Genomic DNA, 19,111 nt, shown 5'->3' with positions numbered 1-19,111 from the left:
CGGCGAACGAGATGAAGCACGAGGCGCACGGAACGCAACAACCGAGACATATCAATATGATAGGCGAGGGAGTGAGTGCCGCGCAACGAAGTGATTCGCTCGTGCAGTTAATTAATCAGCATTTCCTTCAGTTTTTCACTCCGGAATTTTATTGACTATGACACGAAGTTACCAGCGCACACCCGCTCAAATCCGCCCCGTTAGAATCACACGTCACTATACCAAGCATGCAGACGGTTCCATTTTAATCGAGTGCGGCGACACCAAAGTCGTCTGCACAGCCAGCATCAGTGAACAAGTCCCCCCGTTTTTGAGAGGCCAGGGGCAGGGGTGGTTGACTGCCGAATACGGCATGTTGCCTTGCTCAACGCATTCACGCATGCAACGCGAGGCGGCTAAAGGCAAACAATCGGGGCGCACGATGGAAATTCAGCGTCTGATCGGACGTGCTTTGCGCGCCGTTGTTGATTTAAAGCAATTGGGAGAACGCACCATTCAAATCGACTGTGACGTGATTCAAGCCGATGGCGGCACCCGGACCGCCAGTATCACGGGGGCTTTTGTAGCTTTGCACGACGCAGTCGAGAAATTAATTTACCGGCAACTGATTGAAACTACGCCGATCATTGACCATGTGGCGGCGATTTCAGTGGGTATTCATCAGGGAATCCCAGTGCTGGATCTGGATTATGTTGAAGATTCTTCGTGTGATACGGATATGAATGTGGTGATGACTGGAAACCTGGGGATGATCGAAGTACAAGGAACCGCGGAAGGAGCCGCATTCAGCCGCAAGGAATTGGATAGCATGCTGGATATGGCGCAGCAGGGCATACAAGAACTCATCGCCTTACAGAAAAAAGTTTTGGCACAGGACACGGCAAGTCATGGCTAAGCTGGAAAAACTGGTTATCGCGAGTAATAATCAAGGCAAGTTACGTGAAATAAATACCTTGCTGGCACCTTTATCCATCGAAGTAATACCGCAATCGGCTTTTAACGCGGGCGAAATTGATGAACCGCATAGCACCTTTGTTGAAAATGCGCTAGCCAAGGCACGCCATGCCAGCCGCTGTTCAGGATTACCGGCGCTGGCCGACGACTCCGGGATTTGTGTCAGCGCCTTAAACGGTGCACCCGGCGTGAATTCCGCGCGCTATGCCGGAGAGCCAAAGTCCGATGAACGCAATAACCTGAAGTTGATTGAAGCGCTTAAAAATAACTCAGACCGGCGCGCTTATTATTATTGCGTGATTGTGCTGGTACGCCATGCCGATGATCCGCAACCGATTATCGTCGATGGTTCGTGGTATGGTGAAATTATTGATCAACCGCGGGGAGATGAGGGGTTTGGTTACGATCCGTATTTCTTTTTGCCCGAGTTTGGTAGAACATCGGCTGAGCTCTCTGCTGAACAGAAGAATTTAATTAGTCATCGCGGTAAGGCGCTGGCACAATTGGCGGAAATTTTACGTGCTGGGAAATTCTAAAAACCAATAACTTACAAAATTTCCTTGGCTCATCAGGGTAGTTCTTCACAGAAACAAAAAATTCTTAATTCTAGACCTGGTCCCAGGCTTTGGTCAGCAATGCGGGTGTCAGTAGGCATAACGTTAGCGTTAGCGTAAAGCACACGAGGTACGAGCGTCGAATTTGACGCGATTGTTATGAGGAATATTACACAATGTCATCCGATTACTTTGCTCCGAAATTCATCTATTGATTTTTTATGATCTGATTGCAATCCAGGGATAGTCCAAATAGACCATTGGCTAAAGTTGTTGAATTTTGGTGATTCATCCAAAATGTCAGTAACCATAGATGTAGATGCGATGACTGCAATAATTCTGCTAGCAGAAAGATATTTTAAGAAATGACGTTCATATCGTTTTAAAAAATTTATATTCTGGTCGTGCAATTTGTTACCAGCTTCTTGGAATGTCCTCGCCTTTAACAACACCCTTTCTGGGATAAGGTCATCTACATTTATAGCGACAATACCGAACTCATGCTGTTTTTCAATTTGGGAGACTGCGTTCGAGAGCACCTTAGGAACACCCTTCTCTGAAAATATCTTTTTACAGGGTATGGCGATACTATACCTGCCAATATCAACAACGATGTCTGGCTCGTTTAAATGAGTATCAGGTATGACTTTCTTGATTTTTGTAAATACTTCCAGCTCCCAAAATATACTTTTTGCATGCGAACTCTCTCTAAGAAAAAAATCCAGAGTTCCATTGAGAAGATCTTTTAAATATTTTTCTCTATTATCATAACCGTCCAATAGCTTAATTCCGCCATAGATTCTCTCAATATGAAGAGAGTTGAATAATTTATTCATATCAGTTTCAACAATGTTTCCTTCTGCCCATTGCGCAGCCAAATCTTTGGCATCTTTTAGCAGACTAAATAATTGATGAGTAATACGAATGTTTGATTTAGAATAAATTCTTTCGATTCCTTCAACATGAGAGCTAATCGCTTCATATCCAAATCGTTGTCTGTTTGACCTTTCCAAATCAATCATTGAATTTACTATTCTTACAGGTAAGCCAGAATTCCAGATTACTCATACCGTAAAGTTGAGGGGCGTCGTACTTTTGCGGCGTCTCGCTCGAACACCGGGTTATGAGTATTTGCGCAAAACTACTTGGATGTAAATGCATTGAACTCTCGATCCATTTCCCGAAATTGGAAAGCGAGTTCTGTGGCAAATAGCTTGGTTACTTCGTCATCTTTAACCTGTGGAAGGACATCTAAGAATCTGGCCTTTTCTATTATAATTTTCTTGCATATAGTAATAGAATCATTGACCATTTCCATGTAGCTGTTTCTAGATTTTTTATCCATCATCCCTGCGGCGCCAATTATATTTGCGTTCAAAATTGCGCACATGCTCCCTGTTTCTGCTATTGACCAAAGTAAAACCAAATCAGCCTGTCGTTGTTCATGGCCACTTTTCTTTGTTTCACTTGTATACTTACTCATAGTTTTTCCGATTGAACTACCTCGACTATTAAGTGTTGAAGCAGCATCAAAAAACCTATCAGCTTCAGCTGCGCCGAGGATTGATGATGAAAAAAGCATAAAGCTTGCACATAATGCCAATAGATATTTATTCACTTTGTATCTCTCTTGGTTTTTCCGGCAATTAGCAAGACAGGGTTAGGTCGCGAATCAAGAATATTGTCAATGAATTGCAATAACGCGAATCTTGTTTATCCACAATACTATCCCCCATGACATTTGAAATGTAACACGCAAACTATCCAAGTTGCTCTCGATGATAGCTCAAATGCTCGCCGATAAACGTATTGATAAAATAGTAGCTGTGGTCGTAGTCCTGGTGGTAACGCAATGTCAGTTTCTGTCCGGCTGCGGCGCAGGCATTTTCCAATCGATCCGGATGCAATTGTTCGTCCAGAAATTGATCGTTCAATCCCTGATCTATCAATAGTTCCGGAACACGATGACCTGCGGCAATGAGTGCGGTCGAATCGTATTTCTGCCAGTTTTCCTGATTTTCACCCAAGTAATTGCGGAAGGCTTTTTGTCCCCAGGGACATTGCATCGGTGCGCAGATCGGGGCGAATGCCGACACCGAGCGGTAAATGTCCGGGTAGCGCAGGGCCAATGTCAATGCGCCGTGCCCGCCCATCGAATGACCAAAAATACCCATGCGGTTTTGATCGGCAGGGAAATTTTCGATAATGATTTTGCGCAGTTCCTGCGTGACGTAACTTTCCATCCGGTAATAGCGCGACCAGGGTTCAACCGTCGCATCCAGATAGAATCCTGCACCCGCACCGAAATCCCAGCTACCGGTTTCGCCCGGAATGCCGGTCTGGCGTGGGCTGGTGTCCATGGTTACCAGCATCAGCCCATATTCAGCGGCATAGTGCTGCGCACCGGCTTTGATCATGAAGGTTTCTTCGGTGCAGGTCAGTCCAGCGAGGAAAAACAGCACCGGAACGCGCTGGGATTTTGCTTGCGGCGGTTGGTACACTGAGAACCGCATCGGCAAACCGATAACAGTCGATTGGTGCTGGTAAAAGCCTTGTATTCCGTCGAAACACGAATGCTGACTGCGGGTTTCCAGTGGCGTCATGATCAGTAAATCACTACTGAGCGGATCGATTCGCCGGTTTTCATTAAACGAAACCCTTCATTGATATTATTCAGCGTCAGGGTATGCGTGATCAGCGAATCGATGTCAATTTTGCCTTCCATATACCAATCGACAATTTTCGGTACATCGGTGCGGCCGCGCGCGCCGCCAAAAGCGGAGCCTTCCCATTTTCTGCCGGTCACTAGTTGGAAAGGACGGGTACTGATTTCAGCACCCGCTTCTGCCACGCCGATGATGATACTGCGCCCCCAGCCTTTGTGCGTACATTCCAAGGCTTGCCGCATGACTTTGGTATTGCCGATACACTCAAAACTGTAATCAGCACCGCCATCGGTCAATTGCACCACGGCATCGACGATATTAGGCACATCATTCGGATTGATGAAATGCGTCATGCCGAATTTGCGCGCCATCGCTTCGCGTTGCGGATTGATGTCGATGCCGATGATTTTGTCGGCGCCGACCATGCGTGCGCCTTGAATTACATTCAGACCGATTCCGCCCAGACCGAAAACCGCGACATTGGCGCCTGCTTCCACTTTGGCGGTATAGATGACCGCGCCGATGCCTGTCGTCACGCCGCAGCCGATGTAACACACTTTATCGAATGGTGCCTCTTTGCGAATTTTGGCCAATGCGATTTCAGGGACAACGGTGTAATTGGAGAAGGTCGACGTGCCCATGTAATGGAACAGTGGTTTTCCACCCAGAGAAAAACGCGAGGTACTGTCGGGCATCACGCCGCGCCCTTGCGTACTGCGGATTGCTTGGCACAGATTGGTTTTTTTGGAAAGACAGAATTTACATTCGCGGCATTCCGGTGTGTAGAGCGGAATGACATGATCGCCTTTGCGTAAAGATTTGACGTTGGGGCCGACATCCACCACCACACCGGCGCCTTCATGACCGAGAATGGCAGGAAACAAACCTTCGGGATCCGTACCGGAAAGCGTGTAATAATCGGTATGGCAAATGCCGGTGGCTTTGATTTCTACCAATACTTCGCCGGATTTCGGGCCTTCCAAATCAACTTCTTCAATCGTTAACGGCTGACCGGCTTTCCAGGCAACTGCGGCTCTTGTTTTCATCAGAATGTTTCCTTTTTATTATTGCGAAGATGCACCAACAGACCCTGGCTGGCTTCCTCAACCATATCCAATACCAGTTCAAAGCCTTGATTCCCGCCGAAGTACGGATCGGGCACCTCGACATCCGGTTCAGCTTGGGTACTGTACTGCATGAATAATTGAATTTTACTGAGGTGTTGCTGAGGGCTTCGTTGTTGCAGTAAAGAAAGATTTTCCTTATCCATCGCAAGAATGTAGTCGAATTCCTCAAAATCGTTTGATTGAACTGCACGAGCCCGTAAATCATGCATTTTGTAGCCGCGCTGCAGTGCTGTGTTTTGGGCGCGGTGATCCGGCGGATTACCAATGTGATACGCGTGTGTGCCCGCAGAATCCACGTGGATTAGATGATCAACACCGGCTGCTTTGACTAAATGCCGGAAAACCGCATCGGCTGTCGGCGACCGGCAAATATTCCCCATGCAGACAAATAATACTTTTATCTTTTTATTCTGGTTCATAGCAAATTGTTAGTGTAATTGGATTTTGAAAGTAGCAAGTTTAAGCAGAAAAAATTGAAAAATGCAGGATAAAGAGTAACACGATGCCGGTTAAAACGAAATTCAGTGTTAGGATTTGTTTAGGAGAAACTTAAAGCCACAATCGCCTTAATATTGGCAGGTAGGTACTTCCATTCGTCGGCATATTTTTTCGAACAAAGCTTCACAACAACAGGTATGGTTATTTTTTGCGAGAGTAAGCAAGAAATAAAATTCTCAATGCTGGACTTGAACACCAACTCCGCGCTTACAATGATTCCGCAGCTTTTGGATCAATGTATCATCAATAAACAATTCCGTTGGAATGACTAGTTGCGGACTGATGATGGTCAGGAATTCATGTGGCAGTTGCGTACGTACCTCGGCTTTAATAGTGTTTATCGGTTCTCGCGATGCATATTTTCTGGAAATCCATCCTAATGGCAAATCCTCGTTACCACAATAACGATCGGATTTTCCGCCTTCTATGCGGATGAACCAGGGCTGACTCGCACAATCAACTATCCATTCACCGCGAGATCTTTCAATCGGCGCATCCACGTGCCAGTGCATTGCCAAATGGTGTTCTCCCGTGCCATGGACGCAATCCCAAATTGCCCAACCGAATCGACAATCATAGATCAACGCTCGCCAGTGTGTGATTCCCATTCCGGCATAACCATTATGACAGGCTAATAGTAGGATTCTCCCCTCTAGATCGTTTTGCTGCCAAACTAATTCGGCCCTATAGGGTTGTAGCCAGCCAAAGGATGTTTGGGTATTTTGCAGCGCCTGATCAAAGGCGTTGACGATAATCGTGTTATGCGCTGATGTGCCGCGGAAATAGCGTCTAAAATGCGGATCTCGATCGTAGAGATAGGTTCCTGGGTCGATCAGGGTCGGCTTATCACCCAGATCCCAGCAGACCGACAAGGCATCAGCATGTCCATGACCGGATCCACACGCAATACCAAGCTGTCCGTGTGTGAAACGCATATTGCCATGCACCGTTTCACCCTGGATCTTTGAAAAACCTGATGCTTCAAAAACTTGCAAGCGTTTCCTGCATAATTCAGGAAATTGACTGTTTGGTTGCCATGATAATTGAAGGTGGCGAGATAGCGCATACCCATCATCACTGTCTCCCATAGCGGGCAATCTGTCAGGAGAAGCGGCGAATGCTTGCAAAAAAAAGCTGCCGCGTATCCAGGCTTGCTCAATGCCATCAGGCACAGATTTGCCGTAATGTTTTAATAGCGCCGTTACCAATCCACACAGATCGACCATCATGGTCAGATAACAAAACGATTGCTCACGATTGCCGCCATCGGCAAGTATTTGCACATTGGCCTCCCGCTCCATGTGATCCAATCCGGTTTGCAACCAATCTTGCGCGTCGGGTAGTTCAGGAAAGAGTAAGCCGGCATATATCAATCCTGCGCATTCTCCAAGTGTATGATTACCAGCATACGAATAAAGACATAATCTGCGCCGGATAAAATAGGCATGGCTATGCACCAGATACACCACGCCTTGCCAGGCTTGCAGACTGACTTTTTGATTTCTGATTAGATCCAATGCATGACAAATACTGATTAGCCTGAGTGCGCACTCCATGGTGGAAATATAATGTATGCCTAGAAGCCATGGGTTCCCGTCAATCCATGACAACATTTTTTTTTCTAGCATTCGGATCAATAAGTGTTGCGCATTCGCATGCTGCGTCACTCGACAAATCAGACCAAGGGTAACCAGGTTTTGTAATCGGGATCGCTCCCAAACCCGCTGAATGTCTCCAACGGGATTGCCAGGATGGAAAGCGATTCGGGGAAAAAATTGAACAGGCCAGAATAATCCGGTATCCGGTTCTTTATGCCAGTTGTCCTGCGGCCCGGCTATGGTTGTAATGACCCCTTCGAGGGATTCATTATCGGCTGCGGAGAGCTTTGATATGTCAAAATCCGGGTAACTCCAAGGCAAAGAAGGCAAACAGGGTTGTTTGCTATTACAAAATCCGTAATTGTCTGCAAGGATCGTTTTCTTGAATGGCAATCCGTAACCTATCCGCATTCTGATCCACATACCGACAAGCGATGCCTTTCTCACCATGCGATACTTGAATTCTTCGAGATACATGAATGATATCAGCGCATTCGTTGTGTGTATCGATCAACATTGAATCTCAAAATGGCAACCCCTATCATCCTCATCATTCACCAGTGATTTGCCGCGTGATTTCCGGATCCTTCCATGGTAAGGAATCTTGTGTCTTTGCCGATCGGTTGGGCTTTTGTGGCAACACACCCGGTTGACGAATCTTCGCCGAGCTCATAATCCACGCGGGATTATTCACTTTCTTCCCTGTTATCGGAATCATATTGGCTGCCCCATAAATAGCGTAATAATGACGATAAAGATAATCACATACATTCTCATAGGCACATTGTTTGCACTGTTTTGTCTTGACACGATCTTTCATCACATAAAATCGACTGATCGCGGCCGTAAAGGTAGCTTTCCAGCCATGTCGAACAATAAATGGAAGGTAGGGTATTTTCAAAATACCCATCGCCGCAGATAGCCAGGATATCAAGCGGCCCTTTCTGATTCTAAAACTCGCATAATTGTCCCACTCATCAGGATCAAACGTCATTTGATCCATATTGGTAACATATCGCTCATAACCCGGTAGAAAACAAAAAGGCATGTATCTTACGTTGAAGTGGGGCAATTCAGCTTCGCATGACTGGATGGCGCGAATGATTTCCCGGCCTGCATCAGCATAGTTGACATACACTTCTTGAACGATATCAATGTTTTTTGCCTGCAATACCGGGTTGAACATCACAAAGTTAATATTATCGACTTGCTTATCAATTAATAGCCGCATGATTTTAGTCAGATGCTGATGATTCGATTTGCAAACTACCGTATTGGTGCGCACACGGATACCTAGCTCATTGGCGTTATCGATGGCTTGCATGATGTGATGGAAACTTCTCGGTACTTTCGTCAAATCATCATGCGTATGGGCATCATGCCCATGAATACTGAACAGAATGTCATCGATACCGGCAGCAACCAGACTGACGGCATAATCCATTTTGGACAACCGAATACCATTGGTAATCAGGCAAACAATGGAGAAGCCAAGCACTTTCTTGGCATAAGTGATCAACGCCGGTAAATCACTACGCAGCGTAGCTTCGCCACCGGTAAACTCAATCTCTGTGATACCCAGATTTCTGGCTAGTTTTAATTGCTGCATCGCTTCATCGGTAGTCAACGTATCTTCATTGGTTCTGGTGACTACGGAATCATAGTAATAGCAAAAAGGACATTTCGCATTGCACGCATACCCCAGATTAATCTCAACTTTCTTTGTGTGACTCGGCATATGTTGGTTATCTTGTTTCCATTGATTGAATCATGATGAGTCGTAAATCGCCCAACGAGTGTAGAGTAATTAACAGATTTGGCAACCCTTTAGCAAATAGGGAGTTACCTCATTTTGTTGAAATACAACTAGGAGAAACTTTGGTGCACCGATACAATGCTGTCCAATTTCAATACTAGTCTGAATGCAGACAGTTCGGGCATCTCAAAACTGAGAGATATTTTGTCACATCGATCCAAGGAAAATTCCATGAACGTGCCCATTCGATGGGGTATCTTAAGTGCTGGACGGATTGCCGATCGTTTTACTACCGATCTCAGAAAAGTTCCAGACACGGAAATCATGGCTGTAGCAGCAAGATCCCTTCAGCGTGCGACAAAATTCGCTGCCAAACATCATATTCCACATGCCTATGGATCTTATGCGGAATTGGCGACAGATCCCAATATCGATGTTATTTATGTGGCAACAACACATAATCTTCATAAAGAACATACGTTGTTGTGTCTCGAGAACGGCAAACACGTTCTCTGCGAGAAACCATTTGCACTAAATGCTGCAGAAGCCAGCCAGATGATTGCCTGCGCACATCAAAAGAAACTTTTTCTGATGGAAGCCATGTGGTCAAGATTTAACCCTGCCTATCAGCGCGCCATGTATTGGATCAAAAATGGCATGATTGGAGAAGTACGCATGCTGAAAGCCGATTTCGGATTCCGCGCTCTTTGGGATCCTGAATATAGAATTCTTAATCCGATGCTTGGCGGCGGATCGATTCTTGATGTCGGTATTTACCCGATTGCCTTGGCATCTCAACTATTGGGTTCTCAGCCAACTGATATTCAGGCACTTGCCTGTCTGGGTATAACTGAGGTTGACGAGCAGGCCGGAATCGTTCTGAAGTATCCTCATGGTCAACTTGCCCTGCTGTCAAGCGCTGTTCGTACACGCACGCTGCATAATGCATTTATTTTTGGCACGGAGGGGATAGTCTGGATTCCTTTGTTTTGGCGCGCCCGGTTATCCTTGCTATGGCGCGCTAAGAAATTACCTCGGATTACCTGGAATCAGGCGGGATATCACTTTGAAGCGGCTGAGGTGAATCGATGCATCAGAGAAAATAAACTGGAAAGCACTACCGTTTCTCTTGCAGATACGCTTGCTCGAATGGAGATATTGGATCAAATAAGAGCGAAAGTCGGACTGAAGTATCCCGGAGAATAAGAGTTGCCCAAGAGATACACACTATTCTCTGTGTAGGGAATAACTTCATAACTAATTCAACTAATGGAATCAATTCCTTTGTAAGCTAAAGACTACGGTATATGTTCAGCTTGGTCCTGATTTATAGAGTAGTAATAAGATGATTCAAACTTACTTCTCAACAATGAGTACAAACATTTTTTCAAGGAATAACAGGATGATAGAACCATTCTGTTATTAACTCGGAGTATTCGTGCAGATTCTAAAGAATCTCCAATATCTTTTATTTTTACAATTTATCAATAAGTTAGGAAGTCGTGATATGCATTACCAAAACTTGCTTTGCATCGGAGATAGTCAAACTTTTGGCGCTCGAACTTATGGTTGCTATCCTTTGTATTTAGCTCGGATATTGACTGAGCATACTCCGTATCAGTGGCGAACGATCAATCGCAGCGTTAATGGATATACCGCTCGAGATCTGTGGTTCTTACTTAATAACGAAATTGAAATTGTCAGTGATACCTATCAAGCATGCATACTTATCGGTACTAATGATGTTGGCAACGAAACACCTTTAGATTTGTTCGAAGAATATTATCGTCAAATTATCAGAACCTTTCTGATCAAGAAATACAAAGCAGTTTTTTGCGGCGAGATTCCGCCTATCTATCCAGATGGGCATATCTTTTTCTGCAAAGAAACCGCTGAGAAACGTAATTTATACAATGCAGCTATCATGAAAGTTACAGAAGAAAATAGAAATATAGTCTGGGTACCTTTCAATGAGCTCAGTCGTAATTGCTATGTCGATTCTGTTCATTTCAATGAATTAGGAAATCGTCTTGTAGCCGAATCATTTACCCAAGCTATCCTCGCACGGTGAAAGTTGGGATTGTCCTCGGGACCCGGCCCGAGGTGATGAAGAACTATGCTATCGTTCAGGCGCTACGCGCGGCTGAAGTAGATTTCGTTGTTCTGCATACCAATCAACATCAAGATCCTCTGCTGCGAGAAGCCATATTCTCTCAAATGGGTTATGTGCCTGACTTTATTTTTCCTCAATCATATCGTATTGGCGCCGCCATTGACTGGGTTTGCGACCTCATTCACTTGCTCCAGATTGATTTGATTCTGGTCAATGGAGATACTGCCGCATCCATTATCGGAGGGATTGCTGCTGTTTATTCTGATGTTGGATTGGTACATGTCGAAGCAGGTCTGCGTGCTTTTGATAATTGCATGTACGAAGAACGCAACAGGATCATGGTGGATAGTGCAGCTCATTATCTCTTTACTTATACCCAGCAGCATGCCGAATATTTAAATAAAATTCCGGATTTGCGTGGACGAATTTTCAATGTAGGTAATACGACTGTTGATCTTATTCAGGATTTTTCTGACGAGCTTGTCAAACTGCGTTCCGATACCTATGCCTATATCACTTTGCATCGCAAAGAATTTACCGATAGCCGTGAAAGAATGATTGATGTTTTTTTAACACTCAATGCATTAGCTGATGAATTCGATGCTATGATTTTTCCCATGCACCCAAGGACACGGGCAACTATGAAAGAGCATGGACTTAGCTTAGATCTTTTGTCACGAATAGAAGTGATTGATTCCGTAGATCCATTGACATCACTTTCTTATCAGAAATCTGCAGAATTAATTATTACCGATAGCGGCTGTATTCAGGAAGAAGCGTATATTCTAGGTGTACCTTGTGTGACCGTGCGAGACAATACGGAACGATCGGAAACCATCGTAGCGGGTGCCAATGTTCTAACCGGTTTTTCTCCAACAATTATCCGCGACAGAGTACGTTCGCAACGACATTGCCACAATCAACCATTTCCACCTGTATATGGAGAATCTGGCGCCGGTCAAAGGATTGTAAAAACGCTACAGGAATGCTTCTCGAATTGGCGTACTTATTAACTGGCGCACTGATTGAATTTAAATCTCTTCGGGCTATATTCCAGGTTTCTTGCGGCGAGGTTCTTTATTAAATCAGTGTTTCCTTAGGTCTCCTTTGTTGTGAAAGTGATAATACGGTTCAAATTTTTATTCTAAAATCTGAACCGCATATATAGCAGCAACCGAATCAGGGCACTCCCGCATGTTTCTTGTGCGCAGGCTTATGACTGCTGCTGGAAGACGGTAAAATCCTCACCAATTCCATCATGCCATTATCTTCATGAAAAACATTATGGCAGTGCATGACCAAGGAGCCGGTGTAGTCTAGCGGTTTTTGCAGGAATTGCACGATATCACCGATTTCTGCATTCCCTTCCTTATCGGATTGTGTCTCTACCAGCAAAGTATCCCGCCAGATGGGGAACGGATATTTCACTTGCCCGCGCGAAACCAATTGAAATGAGTTGATATGGATATGGAACATATGCGTTCCCACGGCGCTTTGTGCTGACCATAGATCAACTTGTTTCAATTCGAGATTACGCTGGCTGCGGATGGGATTGAAAACTCTGGCGTTGATGACCGATGCGCCACCGTCAATTGGGGCGAATTCGCTATTGGTGAAACCAAAGACAGCACCTTGGGTAGGTAACTCGGGGCTTTCAGCGGATGTGATCGTTGCTGGTGCTATTAGTTTGTTGACTGCTTGTTGCGTTGGTACGTCGGTGTTGTAGACAATTTCACTCGTGCTGACCTCGACATTCACGGTGAGGATCGGAGTTAGCTGCGCATAGGTGGATGCTTGGCATAATTGATCTCTGGGAATCGCATTGCCGGATTGATCAACGCCATCATACAGAGCATAAGTGCCCGGTGTGGATGGCGCCTTTACCATTAAATCGAGTCTTTGGCCTGCGGCCAGGAAGAGCAGTTCATTGTTCAATACTCCTGCGCCATCAGTTGGTTTCACAACCGGGTTGGTCAAGAGTATCGGTAGATCGTTTTTTCCGGCATTGGGATTTTGCACTGGGACCCCATCTGCCGCTAGAACATACGCCGACAGTGTTGCTGTGGCGGCTTTAGCATTTGGCTGATTAACAGGCATCAGGCACATCGGGATGACATTGCCGATGCTACCGTTAATCACGCGCCAAAGCTGCGCCTCGTTGGTCGATAGGGTGATCGATGGCTGGAACTGGCCGTTGACGGATAATTCGGTATTGGTAATACCAGGGGCGGGTGGTTTTTGTCCACCGAATGCGCAACCTTTTTGATTGCCGTAGACGCTCATGCAGTCGATGCGATAGGGATCTTTTTCAGTGCCTGAGCCGGTGTTATCCGGATAATTGCCGCCGTAAGCGACTTCCTGCAACAGGATAATTTGTTCGCGCGCTTTTTGCACTGCGGGCAAGCTTTCCAAACCATGCACCGGATCTTCAATGATTAAGGCGCCGGCAATGCCATTGGCCAAATGCATTGCGACCGCACCGTGTTTGTGCGCATGATACCAGTAGGTGCCGGAAGGGTGGTTGGCGGGAATTTTGTACGCATAAGCAAATTTCTCTGTCACACAATTTTCTTTGCCGAATTCAGCGTAACATTCGTTCAGTGGTTCTTTAGGTGTTTTCTTAGGAAAAATATTCAGCAATACATTATCGCTCGGACTGTTGGGTGAAACGTGCAATCCATGGGTATGCAGATTGATGACATCAAATCCATGCGGATTAGTGGTGCTATGGCTTGCATCTCCAGCAGATTTCTCATAGTCGAGGTTGTTCCGGAAAAGAATATTCAGCTTGTCTCCAGGGCGAACGCGTAACGTAGGCCCAACCAGTAAATGGTTAGCAGATTGGGAAGCGGTTGGCTTGCTATGAGCGAGTTTTGCTCCGCGCGCACTTACCACCGGATTCTCGCTGGGGCCGTTCTTGGCAGTCGGCGATGGGCCAAGCAGTGTGTACTGGGCGGACTCAACATCCAATTGCACACTTAATGATTTCGTGGAACCGGAACTGGCTGATACAGGCATTTGCAGTGGCGCAGCGTGAACAAGCGCATGTGTCAATGCGATCGTCATGACGAGAAAAACAAAGAAGATTAACTGGATGGTAAATAACTGATAGGCTTTTTTTTTTCATTTCATTATTCCTAATGAGTTGCTGATTAACCAGTCATGAATAAGACGACTGAAATGACTGGGTCCGGAGAAAAAGTATCGATTGAATCAAGAATTCCAGCCGCATCATGCTGGAGTGCTAAATATCCTTGATATCACTTGATTAGGTTACGAGTTCAATGACTGCAATCGACCATCAAGCCGTATCATTATAAAAAGGCACGTTGAAATGTATTGAAGGGAATAGAAGTACTAAAAGTCGCTTTTCCTGAGGCTCTTATAAGTAAATTTGGTACTGACAGTAAAAAAGTTTGAGGATGGAGGATGGTTATTTGACTACAAAACTTCTAAGCGCGAATAGAAAATTCAACTTTCGATGCGGAGGCAGGAAGTCAGATATTTTGTTCAATTCGGTGCATTTCAAACAATATCGGCAAGCTGCTTGGCCTGCTCAGCAACGATTCCAATCTCTTCAGTAATAGCATCGGCCTTGCTAGGATCTATGCCAAGATCGGTACATTCCTGTTCGGTAATTGATTGTGTCGTGTGTTCGGCGTCCGCAAAATCCGGCAGCATTTTTTCTGCAATATTGACAAGTTTGACCAGGGGTTGGCCGACTTCGGCATTCGCATGGTCGGGTATCTGGTGATAGCGTATCACAGCAATGATTTCCGCCGGTAATCCCCAGTGTGCGGCCAGCTGTGCGCCGATCTCACCGTGATGTGTGCCAAATAGCTCTTGCTCTGTTTCTAAAAGTGATATTACGGAAGCAGTACTCAGTCTTTCATAAAGTGTATCGCTGATATCTTTTGCAATAAAGTTTAGTACGTTATATCCAATGTCATGCAAGAGTCCTGATAGGAAAATTTGATCATCCATCGGGCGGTTTCGTGCAGGTATGTGCCTGGCAATAGCGCGCATCATAGTGGCAATGGCCATACTGTGAGCCCATAAATCAGTAGATTTAAATTTACCTTCAGGTGGTTTAGCCAAGGCTGATAGGGTGGCCATACCGATAGCGATTGATTTCACTTGAGTCAGACCTAAGAACATGGCTGCATCGCTGATCGAGGATATTGTACCTGGTACTCCAAAAAGGGAAGAGTTTGACAGCCCAATGATCTTGGCGGAGATCTGCGGATCTTGCGCGATGAGTTTGAGCAATTGTGTTTCACCTTCGTCTGTATTCAACGCTAATGCAAGCATTTTTTGGGCAATGACCGGCATAGCGGGCAGCGTATTAATACGCTCAAGAGATTGCTGTAAGTCAATAATGCTGTGAGACATAGTGCGTTCCTCCGGCGTAAATTCCATTTCTCTTAGTATAGTTCTACTCATGACGGATACCTATAATCAATGTAACAATAATGGTTTGGCACACCCTATTGCCATGAGAAATTTTCAAATAATTAGAATTTCACAGCACAACTATCTACTCCGGCATTTGGTGAGGTTCAATGAATATCGAATCACTGGAGCAGGTGCCAAGATGCATCATTATAGAAAGTATCCCTAATGTGTATTGGGTAAATAGAGATGTGAAATGTTATCTTTTCTGAGGAAGCTCATCATCCTTGACAAAGCACGCGATAAAATATTGGCATTGATTAATCGAATCGGGAATCCAATGCTGTTAAATGCAATCGTACGAGCATTAAAGTACCTGTCGAGTTAAGGAAATCAGACATCCAGGTTACTAAGATAATCGTTAACGATCCTGGATTGGCATTGCGCCACATAAAATGGGAGAGTTTTTTAATCTTTTATCGATTGGATGCTGCCAATAGCAGGATTGAAGGCACTGAAATCTGATTGTCTGTTGCACGTCAACTTGTTGAACTATCGAATGGAAAGTAAATTTGGTGTTGGGAGTATTTTTTGTTTCTGGTTACTATCAAGCGAATTACAGATAAATAAATCAGATTCTGATTTAATATATTTTTCGTTCATCCTTCACGCTGTCCCAAGCACAATGTATTACTGGAGGTGAACGAAAAATGCTTACGAAAACACTTTAAATTCGGGATGAATCAGCTCACAAAAAAATTGCGCATCATACCCATGTCTTCATGCTCCAGATTATGGCAGTGATAGAGGAATAAACCGGTATAGTCTTTAAATGGCTTAATAATCTCAATTTCCTCTCCTGGCATCACCAAGACGGTGTCTTTCCAGCCGTTGTTGATAAACCCATCTCTGACAGTTTCATAGGCACCGCTGAGATTGTTTTGCTTGCGCGATAGAATTTGAAACTGCTGACCATGTAAATGAATGGGATGTGGCATCGCCATCATCATGCCCATGCCGCCCCGACCACCGCGCATTCCTCCACCCATTCCATGGTTGTCGTGGAATATCCTGATTTTCTGAACGCTATTGACGGGAATCTTTTCAAGTTCCGTATGGCCTTGCATGTCAAATGTTCTGCCATTTAATTGGAATGCCATGTGACGCATGCCAATGGCAATAGGAATAGTTTTTTCGGGATTGGAGATATCCTGAGAGTTCAATCGGCGCATGGGAACCAGTTCTGTCGGCAACTTGGGTGAATCACTGATTTGTTCGGCAATGTGAAACTTGGCGATAGATATAACTTCATTTTGGACCGGCGCACCATCCATCCTGCCCATGCCCTGGCGCATTCCACCCCCCATGCCACCTCCCATATGCGCTGCAGATCCCTGATAGGCCAAGCTTTGCAACATAAGATCGGAGCCGGGTTTGCGACCGCTAAAATCAACCCATAACTCAACACGTTCAGCAGGCGCAAGCATGATATAGGGTAAAGTCTCAGGTTTCTCCAGTAATCCACCGTCCGTACCGATTGCTGTCATCGGTGTGCCGTCATTCCAGCCCAGTTTGTAGATTCTGGAATTTGATCCATTCAGTATGCGCAAGCGATAGGCTCTGGTTTTTACCGGAATAGTACTGTTTTCCTGGCCGTTAACCAGAATCGTGTCGCCCAAAAAACCTCTCATCCGCTGGTGCCTATTAAGCATGTAACGTAATTGGTTGCCATTGGTGAAGCTACGATCCTGAATGATAAGCGGGATATCAAATTCACCACTGGGCAAATCCAGTTTTCGTTCAGCTTCATCGGAGATGGTAATGAGGCCCGCCAAGCCTTGATATACTTGTGTGGCGGTTAATTCATGCGCGTGCGAGTGATACCAGTTAGTGCCGGCAGGGTTTTTCACTTCAAATTCATAGACATACTGTTCACCGAGATAGATGGCGTACATGGGATGTCCATCCATTACCTGCGGTACATGCATTCCGTGCCAGTGGGTAACACACGGTTCTGGTAATTGATTATAGAAATATATCCGAACTTTCTGGCCTTGTTCGAAATTGAGAATCGGTCCTAAATAACCTGGCAGTTCTTTTAGTGCGGTTTGGGGACCTTTTAATAGTTTCCCATGATACTTAAAAACATGGGTATGAGCACCAGGCAAGATAGAGACATCAGTGGTTTGAGCAGTTAATGCGATTTCAACATCGGCTTTGAATAGTTTGTTGGGTGTCTGATTAAGCTCGCGGTTTTCTGCTAATGCAAATCCGGGCAATGTGGTGGCTAGTGTACTTAATGCGGCATATTGCAGGAATTGACGTCTTCTATAATCAATGTTTGTCATGATCAACCTCTCGTGTGACAACGATAAGTCTTATGATGGTTAGAAAACTTAACTAATACTAAGTATTTCTATTTCTCATATATGCAAGATTACTACTTGTAAATTAGTGTACCAGCTCAACCATAATTAGCAACCTGATTCGAGCAAGGTATGGAAATTCTGTTGAGGAGCAGACCTGAGAAAAACAGGGAATGGGAAGTTAGAGTATTAATTGACTAAGACAGTAGCACCATCAACATTTATGGAAATGTAGATGTATTTGCCTGCACCTGCATCGCTGTCGTTGTCATCATCAACTGCTTTGACTGACTTCTTTGCTCTTCTGCGCGCAATCGTTTCGATGAGCGCTTCATGGAATTCATCAAATACCGTCTGACCCATGCGCTTACGTATCTCAACCACTAATGATGACGCAAACGGCGCCTTCGCTTGGAAACCTTTCAGGCCAATGAAATAGTGTAGGTACGGATTTTCTCGAATCTGTTCAATCGTCTCTTCATCTGAAACCGATAACCTATGATTTAATAATCACCGCCCCAATCACAATTCCGGCATTGTTGGCTGGGCTTCTCAGTCTTGAACATAACGTCTTGTAGTAACCCTCGGTCGACTCATCCCACGGTAGGGTAGGCAATTTCTCAGTTTTACTCAGCGAGTATCGGAATCAAGAATCATGCCTGGTGGTGTATCAAATCCTTCGAGCGGCGGTTGCTTTTGGCTGATGCAACGGGCACTTAAAACAAAATTCACATGCGTTTCTGATAAAAAAGGTCAAATGAACCGTTAAGTCCATTTGACCGGGAGGTATCTCAAACTTTATCGCCAAAAGTTGGAGAACGTAGCAGCAGTAGGAGAGAGAGTTCTGCAGTACGTTAGGAACAGTATCCAGCAATTGTTTTGTTGTGTATGTGATTATTGTCACAATACAGTGAGGGATTTGGAATGGGCGTCATCGCAATGCGATACAACAGGCAATACAGGATTAAGCTGCCTCCTTGGCATCACCTGTACTTTTTTGTCTATTAAGATTGGCCGGGAATAAATAGGCAATTTACTCATTTGTTTTTCTTCTTCCGAGAAATTAAATCTTCAGTAGCATATGATT

Annotated in this window: 15 protein-coding genes and 1 pseudogene; 5 read left to right on the top strand and 11 right to left on the bottom strand. The window is 45.0% G+C overall.

The annotated features are described in order from the left end of the window. Positions 1-157 precede the first annotated feature (157 nt). Positions 158-895, top strand: coding sequence for a ribonuclease PH (gene rph / locus K2P83_RS01125; RefSeq protein WP_292926032.1), 738 nt, complete (start codon positions 158-160; stop codon positions 893-895). Continuing rightward, on the top strand, positions 888-1,490 hold the full coding sequence (rdgB, locus tag K2P83_RS01120) for an RdgB/HAM1 family non-canonical purine NTP pyrophosphatase (RefSeq protein ID WP_292926031.1): 603 nt from the start codon (positions 888-890) through the stop codon (positions 1,488-1,490). The genes rph and rdgB overlap by 8 nt, the downstream gene beginning before the upstream one ends. A gap of 197 nt (positions 1,491-1,687) precedes the next feature. On the opposite strand, the gene K2P83_RS01115 is transcribed toward rdgB, so the two are convergent. The 7 genes from K2P83_RS01115 to K2P83_RS01085 all read right to left on the bottom strand — a co-directional run bounded on the left by K2P83_RS01115 (position 1,688) and on the right by K2P83_RS01085 (position 9,135). Further along, positions 1,688-2,530: a hypothetical protein gene (locus tag K2P83_RS01115; RefSeq protein WP_292926030.1), complete on the bottom strand. Its 843-nt coding sequence runs from the start codon at positions 2,528-2,530 to the stop codon at positions 1,688-1,690. A 119-nt stretch (positions 2,531-2,649) separates the two neighbouring features. After that, complete coding sequence (locus K2P83_RS01110) at positions 2,650-3,126, bottom strand: hypothetical protein (RefSeq protein WP_292926029.1); 477 nt, start codon at positions 3,124-3,126, stop codon at positions 2,650-2,652. A gap of 142 nt (positions 3,127-3,268) precedes the next feature. Continuing rightward, on the bottom strand, positions 3,269-4,111 hold the full coding sequence (gene fghA, locus K2P83_RS01105; protein ID WP_292926028.1) for an S-formylglutathione hydrolase: 843 nt from the start codon (positions 4,109-4,111) through the stop codon (positions 3,269-3,271). Positions 4,112-4,113: 2 nt separating this feature from the next. Beyond that, positions 4,114-5,220 carry an S-(hydroxymethyl)glutathione dehydrogenase/class III alcohol dehydrogenase gene (locus K2P83_RS01100; RefSeq protein ID WP_292926027.1) on the bottom strand — a complete coding sequence of 369 codons (1,107 nt, stop codon included), beginning with the start codon at positions 5,218-5,220 and terminating at the stop codon, positions 4,114-4,116. Continuing rightward, positions 5,220-5,720, bottom strand: coding sequence for a low molecular weight protein-tyrosine-phosphatase (locus K2P83_RS01095; protein ID WP_292926026.1), 501 nt, complete (start codon positions 5,718-5,720; stop codon positions 5,220-5,222). The genes K2P83_RS01100 and K2P83_RS01095 overlap by 1 nt, the downstream gene beginning before the upstream one ends. Before the next feature lie 255 nt (positions 5,721-5,975). Beyond that, entirely contained in the window at positions 5,976-7,874 is a 1,899-nt protein-coding gene (locus K2P83_RS01090) for an alginate lyase family protein (protein WP_292926025.1), read from the bottom strand. 73 nt (positions 7,875-7,947) lie between these two features. Next, a complete protein-coding gene (locus K2P83_RS01085; protein ID WP_292926024.1) occupies positions 7,948-9,135 on the bottom strand; it encodes a radical SAM protein in 1,188 nt (395 codons plus the stop codon). Between the two features lie 249 nt (positions 9,136-9,384). On the opposite strand from K2P83_RS01085, the gene K2P83_RS01080 reads away from it, so the two are divergent. The 3 genes from K2P83_RS01080 (at position 9,385) to K2P83_RS01070 (ending at position 12,279) form a co-directional block, all read left to right on the top strand. Then, positions 9,385-10,359, top strand: coding sequence for a Gfo/Idh/MocA family oxidoreductase (locus tag K2P83_RS01080; RefSeq protein ID WP_292926023.1), 975 nt, complete (start codon positions 9,385-9,387; stop codon positions 10,357-10,359). 301 nt (positions 10,360-10,660) lie between these two features. Next, positions 10,661-11,224 carry an SGNH/GDSL hydrolase family protein gene (locus K2P83_RS01075; RefSeq protein WP_292926022.1) on the top strand — a complete coding sequence of 188 codons (564 nt, stop codon included), beginning with the start codon at positions 10,661-10,663 and terminating at the stop codon, positions 11,222-11,224. A gap of 35 nt (positions 11,225-11,259) precedes the next feature. Further along, positions 11,260-12,279: a UDP-N-acetylglucosamine 2-epimerase gene (locus K2P83_RS01070; protein WP_292926021.1), complete on the top strand. Its 1,020-nt coding sequence runs from the start codon at positions 11,260-11,262 to the stop codon at positions 12,277-12,279. Between the two features lie 166 nt (positions 12,280-12,445). On the opposite strand, the gene K2P83_RS01065 is transcribed toward K2P83_RS01070, so the two are convergent. The 4 genes and pseudogenes from K2P83_RS01065 to K2P83_RS01050 all read right to left on the bottom strand — a co-directional run. Next, positions 12,446-14,332, bottom strand: a complete 1,887-nt coding sequence (locus K2P83_RS01065) for a multicopper oxidase domain-containing protein (protein WP_292926020.1) — start codon at positions 14,330-14,332, stop codon at positions 12,446-12,448. Positions 14,333-14,791: 459 nt separating this feature from the next. Beyond that, positions 14,792-15,658: an HDOD domain-containing protein gene (locus K2P83_RS01060; RefSeq protein ID WP_292926019.1), complete on the bottom strand. Its 867-nt coding sequence runs from the start codon at positions 15,656-15,658 to the stop codon at positions 14,792-14,794. Positions 15,659-16,401: 743 nt separating this feature from the next. Next, a complete protein-coding gene (locus K2P83_RS01055) occupies positions 16,402-18,006 on the bottom strand; it encodes a multicopper oxidase domain-containing protein (RefSeq protein ID WP_292926018.1) in 1,605 nt (534 codons plus the stop codon). 207 nt (positions 18,007-18,213) lie between these two features. Continuing rightward, positions 18,214-18,519 (bottom strand): annotated as a pseudogene (locus tag K2P83_RS01050) (transposase); the annotation flags it as partial. Positions 18,520-19,111: the final 592 nt, after the last annotated feature.

It is taken from the genome of Nitrosomonas sp. (assembly GCF_019752415.1).
Lineage (GTDB): Bacteria > Pseudomonadota > Gammaproteobacteria > Burkholderiales > Nitrosomonadaceae > Nitrosomonas.
This window is presented reverse-complemented; position numbering and strand designations above follow the sequence as displayed.